Source organism: Marinomonas rhizomae (assembly GCF_024397855.1).
Taxonomy (GTDB): Bacteria; Pseudomonadota; Gammaproteobacteria; order Pseudomonadales; family Marinomonadaceae; genus Marinomonas; species Marinomonas rhizomae_A.
This window is the reverse complement of record NZ_CP073343.1, coordinates 94609-115754: the sequence shown is the minus strand read 5'-3', so window position 1 is coordinate 115754 and position 21146 is coordinate 94609. Positions and strand designations below refer to the sequence as shown.

The window sequence follows — 21146 nt, the reverse complement described above, 5'->3', positions numbered from 1 at the left end:
CGTTTTTTTATTAAGCGCTAAGCACTCCTTTGGTCTATGGAACGCTATCTATTCACCTTGTAACCCACTGTATGAGCTTATAGAATCCATTGCCTATAAAACGCAAAAGGGATGCTTGTCATGCGGTCAGTTCTATCCGGTCTCCACCTCATTTGGATGAGTTTGTTGCTGCTTTCCAGCACGCTCCACGCGGCGGATTTTTATATTTCTGATGTCAGCGAAACCACTCAAGACAAGGCTCCCGCCTTGGTGATTCGTTTTACCGAAGCCATTGACCCTCAAAGCGATCTAAGCAAATTCATTTCTGTGACCCCCAACCCCACCACTGGCAATATATGGATACCACAAAATAATGGCCGCCAATGGGTACTACCGTTTGTTGAGCCTAGCACCGCATACACAGTCAAAGTACACAGCAAGCCCAAGTCAGTGGTTGGTAACAACCTCTTAGAAAAAGACAGCGAAGGCAATGCTCACGACTTTGAACGTACGGTAAAAACCCGTGAAATTGTTCCCGGTGCGAACTTCTCAGGCAACGGAAGTTTCTTAGTCGGTAATATTCAAAATGGTATTCCTGTTACCGTCATCAACCAAAAAACAGTGGATTTAGATGTTTTTCGGGTTCGTGATGACGCTTTAGACCGCTTCCTTGATGAAACGTCCTTTCAAGGCATGAATGATTACTATAGCCTCAAGCGCTTAAAGCAATACGCAGACTTAGTGCATTCTGCACGCTATGAAAATGACGCTAAAGCCAATCAACGTAAAACCTACAATTTAAATTTAGATCCCGTCTTAGAAAAGAATGCTCCGGGCATTTATGTCGCCATTATTCGCAAGCCTGGTGATTATGATTACGCCTACGACACGGCGGTTTTCACCATCACAGACATAGGGTTACACGCCCGAAAATACAAAGATTCGTTGGTGGTTTACAGTCATTCCATTGCCACAGCAAAACCAATGGCTAACGTCAATTTGCGTTTCTTGTGGCCAAAAACAGAAAAGCAAGCAGCCCACGAACAAGCGGCAACCAGTGGACAAGACGGTAGCTATCAATTATCGACCAATGACCTGCCACAAGCCGTCATTGCTCGTCATGGCGACAGTATTACCTTTTTAAAATTAGATCGAGACGAATTAGACTTATCGGCTTACCCAAATGTACCAAGCTTACATCGCCCTTATCAGATGTTTATGTACGGCCCGCGAGATCTTTATCGTCCCGGTGAAGAGGTGTCGATTAATTTATTGCTACGCGATTTTGACGGCCAAAAAGTCGCACCTTTGCCCCTACAAGCTAAGCTTTACGATGCTCGTGGCGAACGTAAAAAGCAATTCACTTGGCAGCCTGACGGCACCAACCTTTATCAAACAGGCTTCCAGTTAGGCGACAACGCACCCACCGGCAAATGGCGCCTTGAAGTCAGCATCAAGGGCGACTATGTGGATACTTACTGGTTTCAGGTCGAAGATTTTTTGCCGGAAACCCTAACGCTTTCGTTTTACGATGATGCTCCCAATAAAACTCGCTATGCTCCTAAAGGCAGTTTTGATGTTCCCATTCAAGGCGATTATCTCTATGGCGCGCCTGCCGCAGGCAATGATGCCGATGCGGTTATCACAGTCACACCTTCTACCACACCGTTTCCGTCGCTAAAAGAGTACTACTTCGGCAACGCCAACGAAAAAATCAATGGCCGAACCTTAAAAACTAGCCCTATCAAACTGGATAAGGATGGCAAAGGGATGATTTCCATCCCTGATAACTGGGCCAATATGCCAGTGCCATTACGCTACAATGTCAGTGCCAGCGTTTACGAAAGTGGTGGCCGCCCAGTGACGCGTAATCAGAACGTCATACAGTTACCAGACTACGAAAAATTGGTTGGTATCCAGCCATTATTTAAAGGTCGACCTGCATCCAATGAAACGCTGCAATTTAAGTTATTGAGTGTCGATCAAGAAGGGGAACAGGTTGCTGACAAACTCAGTGTTCGCCTGTCTCGAAATTACCGAGAGTACTTCTGGGAATACAACGAATCCCGAGGCTGGTACTGGAATTATCAGAGCCATATTTATACGGTTGGTAATGAAAATATTGCCGTCAAAGACGACGCCGTCACCGTCGATTTTCCTGTGCAATGGGGCACGTATATTTTAGAAGTCACCTCTGAAACGGGTGCGAAAAGCACCTTCGAGTTTGACACAGAATGGAGTTGGAATAATCAAAGCAGTAGCAATCTAAAACCTGACATGCTGCAAATGTCGTTGGATAAAGATCACTACGAGCCCGGTGATAAAGCAACATTGCGTTTAACCAGTCCTGTTGCTGGTGATGGCATTATTAATGTGGAATCCACTAATGGCGTTCAATACAGCCTGCATAAGAACATCGAAAAAGGCACAAATGAAGTTAGTTTCGATGTACAACAGAATTGGAATCGACACGACTTATACGTCACAGCGATGGTGTTAACGCCAGCGGACCAAGTCACCGAAGTCGCACCAAAACGCGCCTTAGGAATTGTGCATTTACCCATCATTCGCCCAGATGCCATTGCCGACGTAGAGCTGACCACCGAAGAAAAAGTTCAGCCAAACAAAGTAGTTAGCGCGCATATTAAGGTAGCGAATGTATCAGTACTTGGGAATCAACCGCTTTATGCAACGGTGGCTCTTGTTGATAAAGGCGTGCTGAATATTACGCGCTATAAACCACCTCAACCTGAGCAGTATTTTTATGCTCCGCGTCGTTTTGAATCGGCGTATTTCGATATCTATGGCAAGATTATTAATAACTTAGGTTATGACATGATCCGCCAGAAATTTGGTGGCGATGCCTTTAATGAATCTGATGCCGAACTCAGCCGCGGCGGTAAAAAGCCAAAATCTGATGTGCAAATTATCTCCTTCCTGAGTGAGCCGGTTGCTCTCGTCAATGGCGAAGCCGATGTCAGTTTTGATCTGCCTAATTTCAATGGCAAATTGGAATGGATGGTCGTGGTCTATGGTGATCACAGTTACGGCAGCGCTCACAACGAAATGATTGTCGCTGACAAGCTTGTCTCGCAAATTGCCATGCCGCGTTTCCTTGCGATGGGTGATAAGAGCCAAATCAGCATTGACCTGCATAACCTTTCCGATGCCAAGCAGACATTTGATGTCAGTGTAGAAGTAAATGGCGCCATCATTAGCGAAGGTTTGCAGCAGAACCTAGAGCTTGCCGATAAAGAAAAAACCGTGCTTTCCATTCCTATCAAAGGCTCGGACATGGAAGGCCAAGGTGTCATTACACTTAATGCCACCAACGGCGACGACATCAATATCACGCGAACGTGGCGACTTGGTGTGCGAAGCCCTTATCCTTGGGCAACGAACCAATTACGTGCGACGCTTGAGCCAGACGAACAGTGGAAGCCTCATTTTGACCTAAGCACATTACGAGATAGCAGCATTCAAGCCATGCTGACCATTTCTAATCGTCCTGCGATCAACTTTAGAAGCCAATTCGAGAACCTATTACACTATCCCTATGGTTGCTTAGAACAAACCACCAGCTCGACTTACCCTTGGCTGTTGTTAAACGAAGACATGGTCAGTCAGCTCGACTTGAATGACAGTATTGAACAAGAATTCAAACAACCATTTAGCGAAGCCTTTCGCCTAACACAAATCCAGGATGGGATTGAAAAGCTTAAAGCTAAACAGTTGAGTAACGGTGGCTTTGGTTACTGGGATTCGAGCAGTTGGGAATCTCGCTGGGGCACTGTTTATGCGACAGAGTTTTTAGTCGATGCGCGTAAACAAGGCGTTGTCGTTGATGATGATATGCTAAAACGCGCCATCGAAAGATTGACCTTCTTTGTCAACAATAACCCTGAAAGCGATATGTGGAGCGACAGCGCCGATTATTATGCGTTCTCTTATCGCGCTTACGCCGCGTTTGTCTTAGCCAAAGCTGATGCCATTAGTTTGAGTTTCGTCCGCCGTCTTTATGATCAGGCGATGACCAATAATGACGACACGGTTGCTTCCAGCCATGCCAAATCAACACCATCCTTCGATGAGTCAGGTCTTGCTTGGATGCACTTAGCAGGTGCATTGCATCTATTAAATGACACCTCAAGAGCCCAAAAAGCACTTGAACTGGCTCTAAAGATTGACCGCAAACAATATGCTTATTATCGAGATTACGGCTCTATTGTGCGCGATCAAGCCCTTAGCCTTGCGGTTGCCTTAGAGCTTGGTCTGGATGACGGCAATCTGGCCGATAAAATGATTGAGAGCCTACAAAGCAAGCGTTGGTTCAGCACACAAGAGCGCATCGCCCTATTAAAAGTTGCTCGCCAATACGCGAACAAAGACAGTGAATGGCGTGCCAGTATCCAATTGCCGTCTGGGGATCAATCGCTCGTTAAAACACAGGCGTTCAATTCTGTATTCGATGCCGACCAGTTGCGCAAGCTCAAAGGCATTACCGCAGACGACCAAAAATTGTATGTCAGCCTGCAATACCAAGGCGCACCGAAAGACACACCAAAGCCCTACAGCGAAGGGCTACGCATTAGTCGTCAGTATTACGACCTTACAGGCAAGCCGACAACACCGACGCAGTTAACCAGTGGGGATTTGCTCATTGTGGAATTGAATGTGTCTACGGTTGATGATGACTTACGCATCCCAGACGCCTTAGTGGTTGACCTTTTGCCAGCAGGCTTGGAATTAGAGAACCAAAACCTCAGCAATGCCAGTGTCGACCTGGACAGCATTATGATTGACGAAAAGCCGCTTGGTCGTTACTTCCGTGAAAACAACCTACTCTATCAAGAATATCGGGATGATCGCTTTGTGGCTTCCGTGAGCCTTTCCGATAAATCTGTGAAGAAGCTCTATTACCTAGTTCGTGCTGTCACACCGGGGACTTATCAGGTCGCACCGCCCTTTGTAGAGGACATGTATCGTCCTAATTACCGTGCCATTGGTACGTCGATTACGACCTTGGAAATACAGCCTCGTTAATGGCACTGTTGAATAGTCGATTCCGGTTATGGGTTTGTTTGCCCATCGCCGGAATACTGTTGTTTTTGTCTTTCTTGTTATTCGACAAGCTTGTGCCAGTCGACTTGGAATCCCGCTCGTTGAGCCAAACCGTTCTTGCTGAGGATGGTTCGATTTTACGTAATTTTGCTGATGAAAACGGCGTGTGGCGCTTTCCGGTAACATTAGACGAGGTTTCCCCAAACTACCTCGAAGCGCTCATTACTTACGAAGATCAATACTTTTATGATCATCCCGGTGTTAATCTTTTTGCGCTCACTCGCGCCACTTGGCAATGGATAAGCACAGGCGACATCGTCTCTGGCGGCTCAACCTTGACCATGCAAGTGGCTCGCATACGTTACCCAGAACCCAGAACCGTATGGGGGAAACTCAAAGAAATCGTCCGTGCTCTGCAATTAGAGTGGCATTTTAGTAAAGCAGACATACTCACCTATTATCTCAACCATGCGCCCTTTGGTGGCACCTACGAAGGCATTCAAGCCGCTTCCTTGGGTTACTTTGGTCATAAGGTGAAACAACTGACAGACGCCCAAGCGGCTCTTTTGGCGGTTTTGCCACAAGCACCCAGCTATTACCGACCAGATCGACATAACGAACGCGCCCAGCAAGCTAGGAACAAGTTGATGCGCCGTTTAGTAACACTGGAAGAGTGGTCAACAGAGCGCTTAAACGACGCATTAATCGAAGACATTCCCACCATAACCAAACAAGACTACCAATCGGCGCCATTGCTCGCCCGCCGATTGGTAACACAAAGCACTGCACCTCAGATCAAAACCTTTATCCACTCTCAATGGCAAGGCCAGATCAGTAACCTACTGAGAAATTATGTCCATGGAATTGGGCAAAAAGTCTCGGCTGCAGCCTTGGTTGTCGAAAACGAGACAGGCAAGGTAAAAGTCTACGCAGGATCGGCGGATTTCAATGACAGCAGCCGTTTCGCTTATGTGGATATGGTTCAGGCAACCCGATCACCAGGTTCAACACTGAAACCCTTTATTTATGGTATGGCATTGGATGAAGGCTTAATTCATAGCGAAAGCTTATTAATGGATGTGCCGCTTAAGTTTGGAGACTATCAACCCGACAATTTTAACGGTGGCGTCAGTGGGCCAGTCTCTGTCACCCATGCTCTGCAAAAAAGCTTAAATATTCCTGCCGTACAAGTTCTGGAGCAGCTCAAGCCGATTTACTTTTTCTTAAAAATGAAAAAAGCAGGCATCGAGCTGAAACTCCCGATCGGGGCAAAGCCTAATCTGGCAGTGGCTCTCGGTGGCGTTGGCTCTGACTTAGAAGATCTTGTCTATGCTTACACCAGCCTTGGAAACAAAGGCCAAGCACAACAACTGCGCTTTAGTCCTACCGACCCACAATCACAGCAACCGCTTTTGAGTGAAGGCGCTGCTTGGGTTATTCGAAAAATATTATTAGATAATCCAGATTCTGTTTCTGGCTTGGCGGTTAAAACCGGAACAAGCTATGGATTCCGTGATGCCTGGGCGATTGGAGTGAGCCAGCATTACACCTTAGGCGTTTGGATTGGCCGACCCGATGGTGTTCCCATGCCAGGCCATTACGGCCAAGTCACCGCTGTGCCGTTATTAAACAATATTTATCAACGGCTCAATGATCAACGTCCAGCCCCACAAATGCCCGACAGCGTGTCTAAAGTAGACATATGTTGGCCACAAGGTGACGTGGTTAAAACGGATTGCGAGGAAAGCCACAGCGCTTATATCGTCGATGGCACCATTCCTAAGACTTGGTACAACACAGCAGCGCTAGAGCAGCCATTCAACCAAGCAGAATTTCAATTCTGGCAAGCGAATGATTCCAAGTTACGGGTCAATATCAGCTGTCAGGTCGAAGCCAAACGCCAAAAGGCCACCGTTTGGCCTGCCCCCTTAGATAATTGGCTAACACCTGAACAACACCGATCTTCCCGGATTCCGAGCTGGGACCCTAGATGTGAAACAACAGGCAATATCATTCGCCAATCAGCAGTCCGTATTCATGGGCTCACCGATCAAGATGCGTTTCAGCTACCTAAGCAACAAAATCGCAATATCCGTATTTCAGCCGAAGGAGGCGAAGCGCCTTTCTACTGGTTTTTAAACGGTGTTTTGTTACCAGACCAGCAAAGACAAACCACCTTAAAAGACCTAACGTCCGGTAATTATCAACTCACGTTAATAGACCAAGCGGGCTCAAGAGACCAAGTCGACTTCTCGGTTCTTCTCTATTAGAAAATGAAGCCGTTTTTCGCCACTAGGCAAAAACGCTTTCCATTCTCTTGCTAGCAAATTACTTACCGTTAGGTCTCTCATCGCTTCCTATCATCTGTCAAAAAAATAATTGATATTGTTTACTATACCAATAATTTATGAAGTCAGCACAAAATTGGATGACTAAGTCAAACCACCAAGTATTACACTGGATCAATGCAGTAGAACAGATTCATTGTTTTACCAAGATTGCAGACTTATAAAAATAATTAATGCATTGGTGTAAATATGAAGTTTGATTTTTCTATCTACGACCTTCAGGTCGCAGAAGCTTCTTCGCAAACGCTAACAAACATTTTACGAGATAAGGCGTTTGGAGAGTATTATTTCATTCAAAGCTCTCCCCTTCAGAAACTTGCAAAGTTAACGTTTAAGGAGTTCGGACCACTTTCTATTTTAGAGTACGAAGCTGGCAACAGCACAAATATTCGCGCATCTAACGTTTCAAATGCTTATTTCCTGCATATCATTCTCGCCGGTCAAAGCATCGGTAAGTCTAATAACGAGGTACGTACACTGCGGGCTGGTGACTCTATTTTAGTCATGCCAGGCACTCGATTTGAATCCAATAACTCTAAAAACTGCCGAAAGTTAATTGTTAAAATTCCAACCGATTTTTTACACCAGACCGCACGAAAATTCGGCTATGTAACGACAAAAGACCCAATTCAATTCGAGCATAAAGCCAATGTATTCCCAATGACAGGGCCTTTATTTAACCTACTTAATGACATGTTACAGCAGGATAAACGCACTCTTTGCGACCGAGCATTGATCTACTACTGTCGACTATTTAATAGTGCAATTCTAACCATGTTCAAGAGCAACTTTACCCAGCCTCAGTCTACTTTGTCGCTACACCGTCATGTAGAACGCGTGCGTAATTATGTGCTAGACAATATTACAGCAGACATAACAATCGATGAATTGGCCAAGGTGTGCCAGATTAGCCGCAAATCCTTATATAACCTCTTTGAAAGAGAAGCAGGACTAACGCCGTCCGCTTACATACGCCGCCTAAAGTTAGAAAGTATTCATTCCGAATTAAAGAACAATGAACGCGTTAGAAATGTGACACAAGTCGCGTTGGAGTATGGTTTTACGAATTTGGGAAGGTTTTCAGCTCAATACCGAGAACAAATTGGGGAATTGCCTTCTCAAACGCTAAGGCATTTTACTCATTAACCTAGAGTTAAAAAAAACAGACTAGGCAAAAGGGTAAGACCCAGTCTGTTCTTGCTAGTGCTCTTTACTAGAACTTATACATCGCCATGACTTCAACTTGCTGTCCAGCAGGACGCGTTACAATGCTACCGCTCGCGGCACCATTAGTCGCGGCACTTTGATCTCGTAGCTCGACACCAATATCAAGCCCTGGAAGGTAAGTGTAAATCATGTTCGCTGTGGTAATGGTCAGCGTATCATCAGCCAAGCTTGAAGCATCTGTCGACACTTGACCATAACGTAGATTCGCTCGTAACTTATCATTCACTTTATGGCCAATACCCGCGGAAAAGCCAGTGATTGTTAACAGGTCACCATTGCTATCTAATTCGGCTGAGCCAGCTGTTCCAGCGGCTCCGTTGTATCCCCAACCTGCATATATTGCAGCACCCGTACCAGAAAAACCGCTTACAGACACACTAGTGTCACCAAATTTAAGCTTTGCTGCCAAAGACAATGCGGCACCAAATTTCGACTCGCTATCGTTTGTATCAGACGGCGTTGTGTCGACGTCTCGACCTGTAACCGACACGTTATAAGCATGGCCTTCTGCAGTTCTATGAGTATATCCGGCAACCAAATCAGGAAGGTTTGCATGACTATAAAGAGGATCCTGTGCAGTTAAACGCAAGCCAGCCTTTGCATAATGCGCAACAAGGTCAGGTCGGACTACTGCTCCGTTCCCTGAAACCGTACCAATACCCGTTCCATAGAAGTTAATCATTTCAGTATCAAAAGGTGCATTGGCGAAAAACTGCCCAGTCCAAGTCTGACCCACCGTTAAATTATCAACCGTCAATGTTGCATGGCGTAGACGAAATACTGAAGAAGCGCCTCGGAAATCGCCTTCAATAAAGCCTCTCAGTTTATGATCGCCTTCTTGACGGCTAGTCGTAAAGTTCAAGCGTGACTGGCTAGCACTACTTTCAAACGTACTACGGCTCTCATCGGGATTATTGAAAACACCCTCAGCTTTAATATAACCGCCTACACTAAATTGAGTACCGTTAAAATCACCCAATTCAAGCGCAAAACCTTGAGAAGATAAGCCTGCAATAATGACCGCTTGTGCGACTTTATTTTTCATCAACATATGGATACCACCCTATTCATTCACAGTTATATTTATAATTAGAGGGTTAATATCGCAAAGGAATGCGTATCCAAATATCCATATAGTGCAATCTTTGTACACTAGGTGAAAAGACAATAAAAAAGCCGCGGCCTAGTCGGCAGCGGCTTTTTTATTGAAAGCACGAAGTTCTAAAAGATTAGAAATTACACGCGAAATTGCTTTTGCAATCCCATTAAGAAGTTACGCAAGATTTGGTCTTTGCATTCGCAGTAGTGGCGGTTGTCTGGTTTGCGGAAGAAAGAGCTTAGCTCATGTTTGCTTAAGTTGAATTCTGCTAGCGACATGATGTCGAGGATTTCCTCTGCTTGTAGGTTCAAGGCTATGCGTAATTTCATAAATACAGCGTTGTTGGTCAGGCGCTTTTCCGGTACAGGCTGTGGGCCTTCACGCTTGCCGCGTTTAGTGTTAATAAAACCATTGAGGAATGTCGCCATTTCCACGTCAATCATTTCAACATAGCCTGCATCATCTTCTTTCTTCAGCCAGCTGGTGACTTGCTCTTGTGAGGCGATACCATCAGCAGAGGCAAAAATGTCCACTATATCCAGTTCTTTCAGGTCAAAGGTATAGCGAAGGCGGCGTAAAATGTCGTTGTTGTTCAAAATGATTTCCTAGTGTTAGGGGGCATAAATAATAGTAGGATGCGACTCTAGCAGATTGGCAACTTTTTACCTACATTTGTCGCTAAATTCGTAAGAATATCGTCGAAAATGCATGATTAACGTAAAATTTTAGATTCTGTCTGCAAGCTATATTGATTAGCAACAGAACTGGCGACTTAATAGCTTATATTTCTCACTTTCATGGATGTAAGCCAGTGAACATTACGCAAAAACCCACTCTGATAGTCATCAAGACGCCCCAACAATCGTCTGTTGTCGAATCCAACCAGTCGAAAGCCAAGAAGTCCTCTCGAGTTATTGAATTTGATTATCTACGTGGGTTAGCCATTGTACTAATTGTATTAGGGCATTCCATTACCAACACCAATGACGGCTTCCCTGTTTGGCTAGAGAATATCATTCGCGGTGGCACGGGCGTTTTTGTGTTTATTTCGGGCTTTTTCTTTCATCACATCTTTGCTCAACGCTTTGATTATAAAAATTTTATGTCAAAGAAGGTGCAGAACGTATTAGTGCCATTCTTGTCGGTGTCAGCGTTTGCCATTGTAGTCAATTTCTTCGTTTTTCTGTTCGTTGATCGCGTTACTGTAATGGAGGCTTTATCAATGTGCTGGGAGCTCATACTGCAAGGTTTTGTGTTGTTTCCCCATTGGTATATCCCTTTTATTATGGCGACTTTTCTTTGCTCTGGACTGCATTTTCGTTATTTAAAACTGCCATTATTGACTCAGTTAACTATCTTGGCATTATTTTCAATCACCGCCGTCATGATTCACCGCCCAGATGGCAATATCAATGTGCTGCAGTCTGTTGTGTATTTTACCCCTTTCTATTTAGTGGGCATGCTGTACTCACAGTATTTAGATTGGATGAAGCAACACTACCGTTACTTTTTGATCGCTGCGATTATCGCAGTAATCACAACAGTCTGGCTGCAATCTAGTGTGCTATTCCATGCAGGTGGCTATCATAAAGCGGCATTTGAATGGGCGGGTATTGATTTACAGTTCATTCAAAAAATGGGCCTGTGCGTGTTATTTGTCGGGTTTTGCTATCATCTCGTTTGGCCTGCACTTGGCAAACACTTGATAATGCTCGCCTCTATTAGCTTCGCGATTTTCTTTTTGCATCCCTTACTCAGCATGATTTGGGGTAATACCAAATACTTATTGCTCAATGCTGGCTATATCGAACCCAATACCACCATGGCTTATAGCCTTATCTCATCGGTATGTTTGTTTATTTTCCAGTTCTATGGATCGGTGTGGTTGATAGGGAAACTAAAACGTTTATTTGGATCAAAAAGCCGACTGTTGATTGGCGCTTGATAGCAAAAGAGACTAAGTAAAAATATCTTTTGGTTTATTTTTGTTCAGTTTATTGTCATCTTTAAAACTCTAAAAAGATTGAAAGGTATGAATAATGATTAGTATGGAATTCTTAATCACTTCATTAATTCTGGTGCTTATTCCGGGAACGGGTGTCATCTACACGATTTCAACAGGGCTTTTTCAAGGGACTCGTGCTTCATTCTCTGCGGCATTAGGTTGCACTTTGGGCATAGTCCCTTCGATGCTAGCCAGTATTTTTGGCTTAGCCGTTATTCTGAATACCAGCGCATTGGCATTTCAAGTGGTGAAATTCGTCGGTGTGGCTTATTTACTTTATTTAGCTTGGGGAATGTGGCGTGAATCTGGTGGGTTCGCATTAGAAAAGACTGAAGATAAGCAGATTAATTTATTCCAAGTCGCTCTAAAAGGTTGTCTTATCAATGTGTTAAATCCAAAACTGACTATCTTCTTCTTGGCGTTTTTACCGCAATTTATTCATTCAAATATCAGTTCGACGACCAGCCAAATGCTATTGCTTGGCGGTACTTTTATGGCAATGACGCTCATTGTTTTCATTCTATATGGAGCTCTCGCCAGTAGAGCGCGTAAATACTTGATAGGTTCCTCTCACATAGCAAAGTACTTGCAAAAAACCTTTGCGGCTAGCTTCGCTTTATTGGGTGTAAAGCTTGCACTTACTGATCGCTGATATACCTTAGAGTGAAGAGGTAACAGAAAAATCTCGTTGTGACTCCGCATCAATTGTATTAAAAAACCATGCTATAAAAACTAAAAAAACGCCCATTTTTTCAAATGGGCGTTTTCGTTTCGCAAAAGCTGGGGCGTTATTTTTTCTTTGGTTGGCGACCGTGATAGATGGCGAAGCCTTTGTCTCGATACAGTCGAGTATGCGAGCCCAGCGCCGCATCTAAGATTGGCGGGTAACGTAAGAAATCGTTGGCAACCACAAACAACTCACCGTTTAAGGTAAGGTGTTGCTTCACCGCCATAAAGAAGCTTTCTGCAATGCTGTAGTCGGTATTCACGCCACTGTGGAATGGTGGATTAGTGACAACATAATTAAAGCGGCCTTTCACTTCACCTAAGCCATTGGAAGCAATAACGGTAACCGCGTCGCTGACTTGGTTTGCAGCGAAGGTCAGTTCCGTCGCTTTCAACGCTAACACGCTGTCGTCCAACGCGGTGATGCGCGCTCCCGTTTTGTTGTGTAGCCAAAGGGCGATAATACCGTCACCACAACCGAAATCGAGTATTCGTGCGCTGGCAACGTCGCTCATAAAGCGATGCTGGCTTAGCTGGTTCAATAAAATGTCGGTGCCCTTGTCTAATTTTCCATGACCAAAAACGCCCGGCAAGCTACATAGCGTTAATGTTTGCCCTGCAACATCTTGTTGCCAAGTCACAATCCAATCTTCGAATACGAATGGCTTCGCTGGACGGCGCTTGTAGCCTGTATAAAGCAAGCAGTGTTTTGCACCATCACGCTTACCAACGTCGTCTAATCCGTCCTCTAAACGCTTCATAGAGGATTTAACACCGCTTTTATTATCGCCCACCAGCCAAATTTGACCGCCATCTTTTAACAGAGGCAAAACCGCCGCAAGAAGATAGTCTAATAACTCTTTCGCTTTAGGCTGATAGATCACAATATGATCGAAATCATTGCCATTCTCTGGCGCCCATTGCTCGGACAAAAACAGTTTTGCGTCCGCAAAGCCAACTCGCAACAAAGCATCATAAAAGGTTTTAGATTGGCACCAAGCAGACACATCGGCTTTTTTGCTTAGATCAAGTGGATAAGTGTCTTCAGGGTTAGCAAATAATACTTTGCCAACCAAGTCTTCTTCGTTGCGCACCAATAATTGGCTCGTCGAGTTAAGATTCATAAGTTACAGATAGCTCTTTAATAGATAAGGTGGTTACCGGCGCTAATAAGGTATTCAAGCGCGCAGTAGGAAGTTCTGGTTGCACTCGCGGATAGCGAGGTGCTTTTCGATCATTCAGCAAAGGCGATGACCAGCCTTTGGTTAATGTTAGAAAGTCTTGTGCAAAATCATCACCATGTTCTAAGCAACCAGACAAAATGACATCTAGGTAACTTAGTGCAATAGGGCACTCATCATGGGGATCAACCACATCGTCAGTGTGATAAACCCAATAAGTGCCTTCTGGTAAAGGATGGTCTTGATACGCAGTTAATTGTTGGGCATCGATTACGGCTCTTTGATAGCCTTGCTCTCGCTCATCAAATAATGGAAATTGATCGTAAGGCACTTCAACCAATACACCGTTGCAGGCTTTTTCAGGAGCATGGATTACAGCAACAGAGCTCATACCATATACATCAGACATTACTGACCAATGACGCTCGAACCCATGTAATTTAACAGGCCAAACCTTGCCTGTTTCACCGGTTTTTGCACGGCTCTCACCATTAATTAGGCTGCCATAGCCCAAAATAAAGTGTCGATCTAATGTACTCATGACGGCCTCCAAACAAAACTAACCAAATCAAATCCCAGATAACCTGCATGATAACGTGTGGCTTTAGACAGTACTAGCTTATGTCATGATTGATCGAAAGAAGGAAAACCGCTAAAGGGCATCGATTAAACAAAAAAGCTCTGAAAAATCAGAGCTTTTACTGTTTTTACCTGAATAGAAGTTTTGCTTATGCTTTAGCTTGTTTCGATTTTCCTTTTAATAAAAGCACCAAAGGCAATGCAGCTAATGTCACCCACATCATCAAGCGAAAATCTTGCAAGTACGCCAAGGTAGCGGCCTGGCCAGTCACAACTTGGTTTAGCGCCGTTAAACCGGCCTCTGTAGTCGTATTATAAGCGCCCTGTTCTTGTGCCATCTGTAGCCCAAGACTGAAGGGATTAATATAATCGGCAAATGCAGCATGATTGATCTGCGTCCGCTGCGCCAAATAGGTTGTCACTACCGAAATACCAATACTGCTGCCAATGTTTCTCAGCAAGCTAAACATAGACGTACCTTCGTTTCGGTATTGGGGATCCAAGGTCGCAAAGCTGATAGTTGATAAAGGAACGAAAATAAAACCTAAGCCTGTTCCCTGTACCAAACCAGTACGAATAATATCCCACGCCGTTACTTCCGTAGTGAATAACGTCATTTCCCACATAGAGTAGGTAATCAACACCAAGCCCAAAGTAATGAACAAGCGTGCATCCACTTTATTCGATAAACGCCCCACAATGATCATCGCTGCCATGGTGCCAAACCCCCTTGGAGCCAATATCGCACCGATATCCACAACGGGATACCCCATTAATGAACTCATAAACGGCGGCAGCAAGGCCATTGAAGACAATAAAATAATGCCAACAATAAAAATGAACACCATACCAACACTGAAATTTCTATCTCGAAACATTTTTGGATCGATGAACGGATGGCTGTGAGTAAAAATATGCGCTAAAAACATAGCACCACAAACAAGGGTTAGCAGACCTTCGATGGTAACTTCCAAGCTGGCAAACCAGTTCTGCGACTCGCCTCGGTCAAGCATCATTTGCAAGCTACCAATCGCAACCCCCAGCAGCACGAAGCCATACATATCAAAGCTGCGTTTCTTATCGAGTTTTGATTCTTCTAAGAAGCCTGCAAGACCAAGCCAAGCAACGATGCCAAATGGCACATTAATGTAAAACACCCAACGCCAGCTGTAATATTCGGTCAACAAGCCACCAAGATAAGGCCCTAAGATTGGCCCCACCATGACACCCACGCCCCACATAGCCATGGCTGAACCGTGTTTTTCTTTAGGGTAAGTATCAAGTAATACAGATTGAGACAAGGGCACCAAGCTCGCACCAAACACACCTTGTAGCAGACGGAATAATACAATCTGGTCTAACGACTGTGCCGCACCACATAAAATAGACGATACGGTGAAACCCACAATTGACCACATAAACAAACGCTTACGGCCAATTCGAGCGGACAAAATCCCCGTCAATGGCATACAAATCGCCGCCGCCACGATATAAGACGTCAGCACCCAAGAAATCTGATCTTGAGTCGTTCCCATAGCGCCTTTCATGTGTGGCAGGGCTACGTTTGCAATAGTGGTATCTAAGGCTTGCATGATGGTCGCTAACATCACAGAGATCGTGATCATCATGCGATTCGTGCCAGCGCCCTCCGTTTTTAGGCTTTGCGTAAGCGCCATATCTATCGCCTCACAAAGCTAGACCGAATAAACGGCGCTGATGTTCTGTGTCTATTGTGACGTTTGAGCTAAAACCTGTACGCAATACTGGCGTATCTTGATTGGCATCAACAAGAATTTTCACTGAAAGACGCTGGGCTATTTTCACCCAATTACCCGTCGCATTTTCGGCTGGAATCACAGAGAATTCAGATCCCGTCGCAGGGCTGATACTTTCCACCTTACCTCGTAATGACACTCCAGGGTACGCATCCACTTCGATTTCAACTTCTTGGCCAGGCTGAACGTAAGTCAGATCTTTTTCGGTGAAGTTCGCTGCAATCCATTGCTGCTCATCAGACACCAACACCATAGAGGTGGAACCTGCTGTTACGTATTCTCCGCTATTTGGAACCTTAGCTACCACTCCGGATGCTGGCGCTCTCACATTAACGTGCCCAAGATTAATTCTTGCTTCATCTAGCGCTGCTTGAGCGGCCTGATAACTAGGGTGATCTTCCAGTGGAGCGCTTGGATCTCCGCCTAACGCTTCTTTCAAGCGAAACAAATCTTTTTTCAATGTGGCGACCTTAAGCTCACTAACTTCAGCTGCCTGTTTGGCTTGGTCAAACTGAGTGTCAGAAATAAATTTTTGCTTTAATAGATTTGCCTGACGCTTTTCTTCACGTTGATTAAAAGCAAATTCGTTCTCTGCCTGATTAATCTCCGCTTTTTTCTCTTCGTAAGCGGCTTTTTGTTCCAAGATATTCAATCTGACTTGCTGGAGTTGAGCTTGTGCTTTGGCTTCCGCGACTTTAAATGGCGTAGCGTCAATACTGAACAACAACTGACCTTTGGCAACTTTTTCGTTTTCTTTGACGGCTATCGTCTGAATAGCACCAGACACCTCAGCATTGATTGTCGTGATATCTGACTGCACATAAGCGTTGTCGGTTTCAACATAGCGACCGCCTTTCATATAAACAAACACAGAAGCTAAGATCACCACTAGCGGAAATGCTATTAATAAAATGCGACGAGTCGTGCGTTTTTCTACTTGCTTTGGCACGGATGGAATATTTTCTTGTTCACTCATTTCCAGTATTTCCCCAGGTAAATTCTATAATGACGATTCAGCTGATAAATTTGTGTGCATGACAGAGAGCGCACCTTGAAGAACTGTTACTTGCTCATCTGTTAAGCCTTGCAGCGCTTTCTCACGAACTCGCTTCACCTCAACATCGATTTTTTCTAACAATGGCGCCGACTTCGCCATTAAATACAATCCATAGGCTCGACGATCTTTTGGATCGGGACGACGTTCGACCAAATTATCTTCCGCCAATTGATCGATTAAACGGGCAAGCGTGATGGGCTGAATATCCAGCATTTCAGCCAATTGCACTTGTCGAATCCCCTCGTAATGAGAAACATAAACCAGTGCCCGCGCCTGCATTGGAGTCATGCATAGATCGCTTTTTAAATACTCCCTACGCATGAGACGAATGATGTCAGTTAGAAGAAAACCAATGTTGTTTGTTTGCATTCAAATCACCAAATTTAATATCTTATAATTATTATATACATTACTTACTATATTCAATCTGGCTTTATAAAGATGCCTAATACTTCCTCAATTTATGAAGAATAGTCGCTCAAAAATCCTTAATGTCAGAGGAGGTAGAATCTGGTTTTAGTCAGATGGGCACGTTATTGTTAAGAGTAAATAAAACCGCAAGGAGAGTGATTTGAAATTACCCATACTTTTGATTACTGGTGGAGGGAGAGGCATAGGCGCAGCGACGGCGAAACTCGCGGCTCAACACGGCTATGAAGTTATTATCAACTATCGAAAAGATGCGACTTCTGCAGAAAACGTCGCCACTGACATCATCGCATCTGGCGGACTAGCACATTGCGTACAAGCGGACATAAGCGACACAGAACAAGTCAGTAAAATGTTTGCCACGATTCGACGTAACTGGGGGCCTATTAAGGCTTTGGTAAATAGCGCGGGCGTACTAGATCAACAAGCGCGATTTGTGGATACCAAACCAGAGCGCTGGCAGCGAGTCTTTCAAACCAATGTCTTTGGCACCATGCAATGCTGCCAAGAAGCCTTCCAAGACATGGCTAAGAGCCAAGGTGGTGACGGCGGAGCAATCGTCAACGTATCTTCTCTGGCCTCTGTTTATGGTTCACCAAATGAGTATGTGGATTATGCCGCTAGCAAAGGGGCCGTCGACTCTTTCTCCAAGGGTTTTGCCTTAGAAGTGGCTAGCGATGGCATTCGAGTTAACGTGGTCAGACCTGGCTTAATATATACCGACATGCACGCTGATGGCGGCGAAGCGGGCCGAGTGGATCGCATAGGACCTAATTTACCGCTGCAGCGCGGAGGACAACCAGAAGAGGTCGCCGAAGCGATTCTCTGGTTTCTTAGCGACAAATCCAGTTATTCCACTGGCGGCTTTATTGATGTTGGCGGTGGGCGCTAACCTGACACAGGTTATTTGGCGACCACACATTGAAAAGACGTCGCCAGAAGAAAGTCGCCCCTATTGTATCTAGCGTAAGATGGATAAGGGCACAAAGGGCGCTTTATCCCAGTCATACGCGCGGTTATTTCTGGATTGTCCGCGCGCGTGGCAGCAACAATATATTGAGGTGCTTGCTGCTTTTCTACCCATGAAATCAAAGGCTGCAGCATATCAAACTGATCGGCTGATGGACCGCCTTGCCCATGAGGCATGCCAGGAACACGATACAAGCGAACAAAATCTGAAGCGCGACCTTCCAATATAAAGTCCAAAAAATCATACCAACGTATGGTGTCTTTCACGGAGAAAACCGGGTCACTATTGCCATGGAAAATCATCATTTTCCCTCCATGCTGCTTGAACTCTGTCAACTTTGGCTTGGCAGCATCTGGTGGCGTCATGATGGTCATTGCAGACTCTTTGAATCGCTTATTCGTCGCATAAATTTTCGGCGCATCTTTATCAAAATCAAACTTAAGTAAGTAGTCTTCTAATGAGTAAATATCACCTGAAACATTCGTATAAGGCGTGGTAAAAATATGTGCTAATGAAGCTCCACCCATCACGACATTAATCGGCTTATTGCTCCAGTCTGAAATCGTGCTTTCTACTTTCCACATGCGCCAGTTATCAGAACGAATGCCTGTGTCATATATCCAATCAGTGTACAACGCCTGGTTTTTCGAATTATGTGGCCCCATATGCATGCGCATCAAGGCTCCTATCTTATTTAACGACAAACAGTCTCGATCAAAATTGCTTTTACATACCAATGCCTTTGGCTCGAATACCTTTTGACAAGCATCCGCTGCAAACACCATATCATCGCTAATCCCATCTAAGGTGTCGCATTGATCAAGTATACGTTTTGCGAAGACTTTCAAATCTCGTTTTGTTAACGATTGACTAATATCGTCGCTTACTCGATGCAGTGCCTGAACATCCCAAGCATGCTGCAATGCCGCTTTTGGTAAATTAAAGCCAGGATACCCCACCAACAGACCATCAAACATATCGGGGAAGCGCGTTGCAGCAACCATCGCCATGCGTCCGCCATTTGACTGGCCAAGACCGTATGAATATTTGATAGGAGATTCGTAATAGCTTTCAATTAAAGAGCGCGCAACAGGATTTAACTTTTGTACTGCACTATAGCCATAATCGCGACGCGCTTCTGGATCATGACCAAACACGGCAGGACCAACCAAGCCTGATTCTGGATTAGCTTGTGCATCATGACCACCGTCGCTTGAGACAACAGCAAAACCTTGATTGATCGCATATTGAGAGTTAAGCAGGCCTGTCATTGCACCCAACGCTGGCTTCACTTCACCGTCGTTACCACCATTAAACTGATAAGCAAAACGACCTTGCCAAAAGTTAGGCAAGCGTAGCTCAAATTTGATCGCGTAGAATTTACTATCAAGCCCCATACGCTGGGACATAACGCCTGACACCAAACAATATGGACTTCTAACATCCTTGTCTCTGCCCATCATTGTGGTTTTAATTTCTACGTTCTGAGGCGCTTTTGTGATTAATGTTTGGCAATTAACAGCATAAACCGAGTTGCTGCCTAATGAAAAAAGCATCAAAGCGGGGGCTAAATAGGTGAAAAGCGCTTTCATTCACATCGTCCTTTTTGATTTTAGAATCAGAGCAAAAATTTATTCCTACCATTTCGGGAATATTTTAAAAATACGAAACTCAACGGGCAGGCTTCAAAATAACCAATAATGAGACAAATAGAAAGTTATCAAGATAAACACAGGAGGGGAAATAAAAAACGGGCTAAAAAGCCCGTTTTGAAAAGCATGGATTAATGGGCAGCAAACACCAATAAGTTTGGAGAAACTTCATTAAAATCCAATGCCATAGTCACACTAAGCGCCGTTACAGTGATAATGGAAAAGAAAAACACTTGTCGTGCCCATCCATTTACATCAATCCCAGGACGGTAGCCTCGTAACGCCATCGCTAGCCACCAAAGGCTGGTAGCCAGTGCAACAACCATAAAGCCAATTCCAACATAACCCGTCAGCGGTAAAAGTGCTGCGACGACTGCAAAAGCAGCAATATGTAGAATTATATGGCGTTTTGCTTTCGCGATACCTTGTGACACAGGCAAGACAGGAATCCCTGCCGCTTCGTAATCTTTGTAGCGAAAAATAGCGATTGCATAGGAATGTGGCATTTGCCAAATACAAAACATAGTAAGCAAGATAGCAGCACCTGCATCGAACTGACCTGCTGCGGCGCAATAGCCCACAACCGGCGGAACAGCGCCAGATAAACTACCAACAAAAGTCCCATAAACGGACTTACGCTTGAAATACAGAGTGTATAAACCGACGTAAACCACATAACCGAATACAGCAAAAGCCACTGCAACCCAGTTCGTAAAATACGACAGCAAAGCAAAACCAATAACACCTAACAAAATACCGTGGAAAAATGCCGCTTTACCTGACATCTCACCATTTACCGTCACGCGGTTACGCGTGCGTTGCATTTTGGCATCAATATCTCTATCAACATAGTTGTTAATGGCACAGCCAGAAGCAACGACCAACGACAAACCAACCACTGTCGCTAGCATAAGAATCCAGTCAATCTCGCCACGGGAGGCTAAAAAGAAGCCCCCCGCAACAGAGATGAGGTTGCCCATAATGATGCCTGGCTTTGTTACCTGAAGATAACGCTTAAACATCTTTATAGGCTCCCATCGGACACTCATTACTTATAA

Annotated in this window: 15 protein-coding genes; 6 read left to right on the top strand and 9 right to left on the bottom strand. The window is 44.7% G+C overall.

Going from position 1 to position 21146, the window contains the following annotated elements:
• Positions 1–120 precede the first annotated feature (120 nt).
• From KDW99_RS00480 to KDW99_RS00470, 3 genes are all read left to right on the top strand, one after another.
• Positions 121–5022, top strand: coding sequence for an alpha-2-macroglobulin family protein (locus tag KDW99_RS00480; RefSeq protein ID WP_255827390.1), 4902 nt, complete (start codon positions 121–123; stop codon positions 5020–5022).
• Entirely contained in the window at positions 5022–7310 is a 2289-nt protein-coding gene (pbpC, locus tag KDW99_RS00475) for a penicillin-binding protein 1C (RefSeq protein ID WP_255827389.1), read from the top strand. The genes KDW99_RS00480 and pbpC overlap by 1 nt, the downstream gene beginning before the upstream one ends.
• A 267-nt stretch (positions 7311–7577) precedes the next feature.
• Complete coding sequence (locus KDW99_RS00470; protein WP_255827388.1) at positions 7578–8534, top strand: AraC family transcriptional regulator; 957 nt, start codon at positions 7578–7580, stop codon at positions 8532–8534.
• Between the two features lie 67 nt (positions 8535–8601).
• Here the strand turns inward: KDW99_RS00470 and KDW99_RS00465 are convergent, their stop codons facing one another.
• A complete protein-coding gene (locus tag KDW99_RS00465; protein ID WP_255827387.1) occupies positions 8602–9666 on the bottom strand; it encodes a hypothetical protein in 1065 nt (354 codons plus the stop codon).
• 185 nt (positions 9667–9851) lie between these two features.
• Positions 9852–10310 carry a DUF1456 family protein gene (locus tag KDW99_RS00460; RefSeq protein ID WP_255827386.1) on the bottom strand — a complete coding sequence of 153 codons (459 nt, stop codon included), beginning with the start codon at positions 10308–10310 and terminating at the stop codon, positions 9852–9854.
• Positions 10311–10525: 215 nt separating this feature from the next.
• On the opposite strand from KDW99_RS00460, the gene KDW99_RS00455 reads away from it, so the two are divergent.
• A complete protein-coding gene (locus KDW99_RS00455) occupies positions 10526–11659 on the top strand; it encodes an acyltransferase family protein (RefSeq protein ID WP_255827385.1) in 1134 nt (377 codons plus the stop codon).
• Between the two features lie 94 nt (positions 11660–11753).
• Positions 11754–12371 carry a LysE family translocator gene (locus KDW99_RS00450; RefSeq protein WP_255827384.1) on the top strand — a complete coding sequence of 206 codons (618 nt, stop codon included), beginning with the start codon at positions 11754–11756 and terminating at the stop codon, positions 12369–12371.
• A gap of 136 nt (positions 12372–12507) precedes the next feature.
• Here the strand turns inward: KDW99_RS00450 and KDW99_RS00445 are convergent, their stop codons facing one another.
• From KDW99_RS00445 to KDW99_RS00425, 5 genes are all read right to left on the bottom strand, one after another.
• The gene (locus KDW99_RS00445; protein WP_255827383.1) at positions 12508–13569 is read right to left on the bottom strand and encodes a class I SAM-dependent methyltransferase; all 1062 of its coding nucleotides are present in this window, start codon (positions 13567–13569) and stop codon (positions 12508–12510) included.
• Positions 13559–14167 carry a gamma-glutamylcyclotransferase family protein gene (locus KDW99_RS00440; protein ID WP_255827382.1) on the bottom strand — a complete coding sequence of 203 codons (609 nt, stop codon included), beginning with the start codon at positions 14165–14167 and terminating at the stop codon, positions 13559–13561. Before KDW99_RS00440 ends, KDW99_RS00445 begins: the two co-directional genes overlap by 11 nt.
• Before the next feature lie 187 nt (positions 14168–14354).
• Positions 14355–15881 carry a DHA2 family efflux MFS transporter permease subunit gene (locus tag KDW99_RS00435; RefSeq protein WP_255827381.1) on the bottom strand — a complete coding sequence of 509 codons (1527 nt, stop codon included), beginning with the start codon at positions 15879–15881 and terminating at the stop codon, positions 14355–14357.
• A 10-nt stretch (positions 15882–15891) separates the two neighbouring features.
• Positions 15892–16956 carry an HlyD family secretion protein gene (locus KDW99_RS00430; protein WP_255827380.1) on the bottom strand — a complete coding sequence of 355 codons (1065 nt, stop codon included), beginning with the start codon at positions 16954–16956 and terminating at the stop codon, positions 15892–15894.
• Between the two features lie 24 nt (positions 16957–16980).
• Positions 16981–17406, bottom strand: coding sequence for a MarR family winged helix-turn-helix transcriptional regulator (locus tag KDW99_RS00425; protein ID WP_255827379.1), 426 nt, complete (start codon positions 17404–17406; stop codon positions 16981–16983).
• A gap of 202 nt (positions 17407–17608) precedes the next feature.
• Here KDW99_RS00425 and KDW99_RS00420 point away from each other — a divergent pair, with 202 nt between their 5' ends.
• Positions 17609–18358, top strand: coding sequence for an SDR family oxidoreductase (locus tag KDW99_RS00420; protein ID WP_255827378.1), 750 nt, complete (start codon positions 17609–17611; stop codon positions 18356–18358).
• Positions 18359–18369: 11 nt separating this feature from the next.
• Here the strand turns inward: KDW99_RS00420 and KDW99_RS00415 are convergent, their stop codons facing one another.
• Together KDW99_RS00415 and cyoE are read right to left on the bottom strand one after the other, a co-directional pair.
• Complete coding sequence (locus KDW99_RS00415) at positions 18370–20028, bottom strand: tannase/feruloyl esterase family alpha/beta hydrolase (RefSeq protein ID WP_255827377.1); 1659 nt, start codon at positions 20026–20028, stop codon at positions 18370–18372.
• A 191-nt stretch (positions 20029–20219) separates the two neighbouring features.
• Positions 20220–21110: a heme o synthase gene (gene cyoE / locus KDW99_RS00410; protein WP_255827376.1), complete on the bottom strand. Its 891-nt coding sequence runs from the start codon at positions 21108–21110 to the stop codon at positions 20220–20222.
• Between the last annotated feature and the right edge of the window lie 36 nt (positions 21111–21146).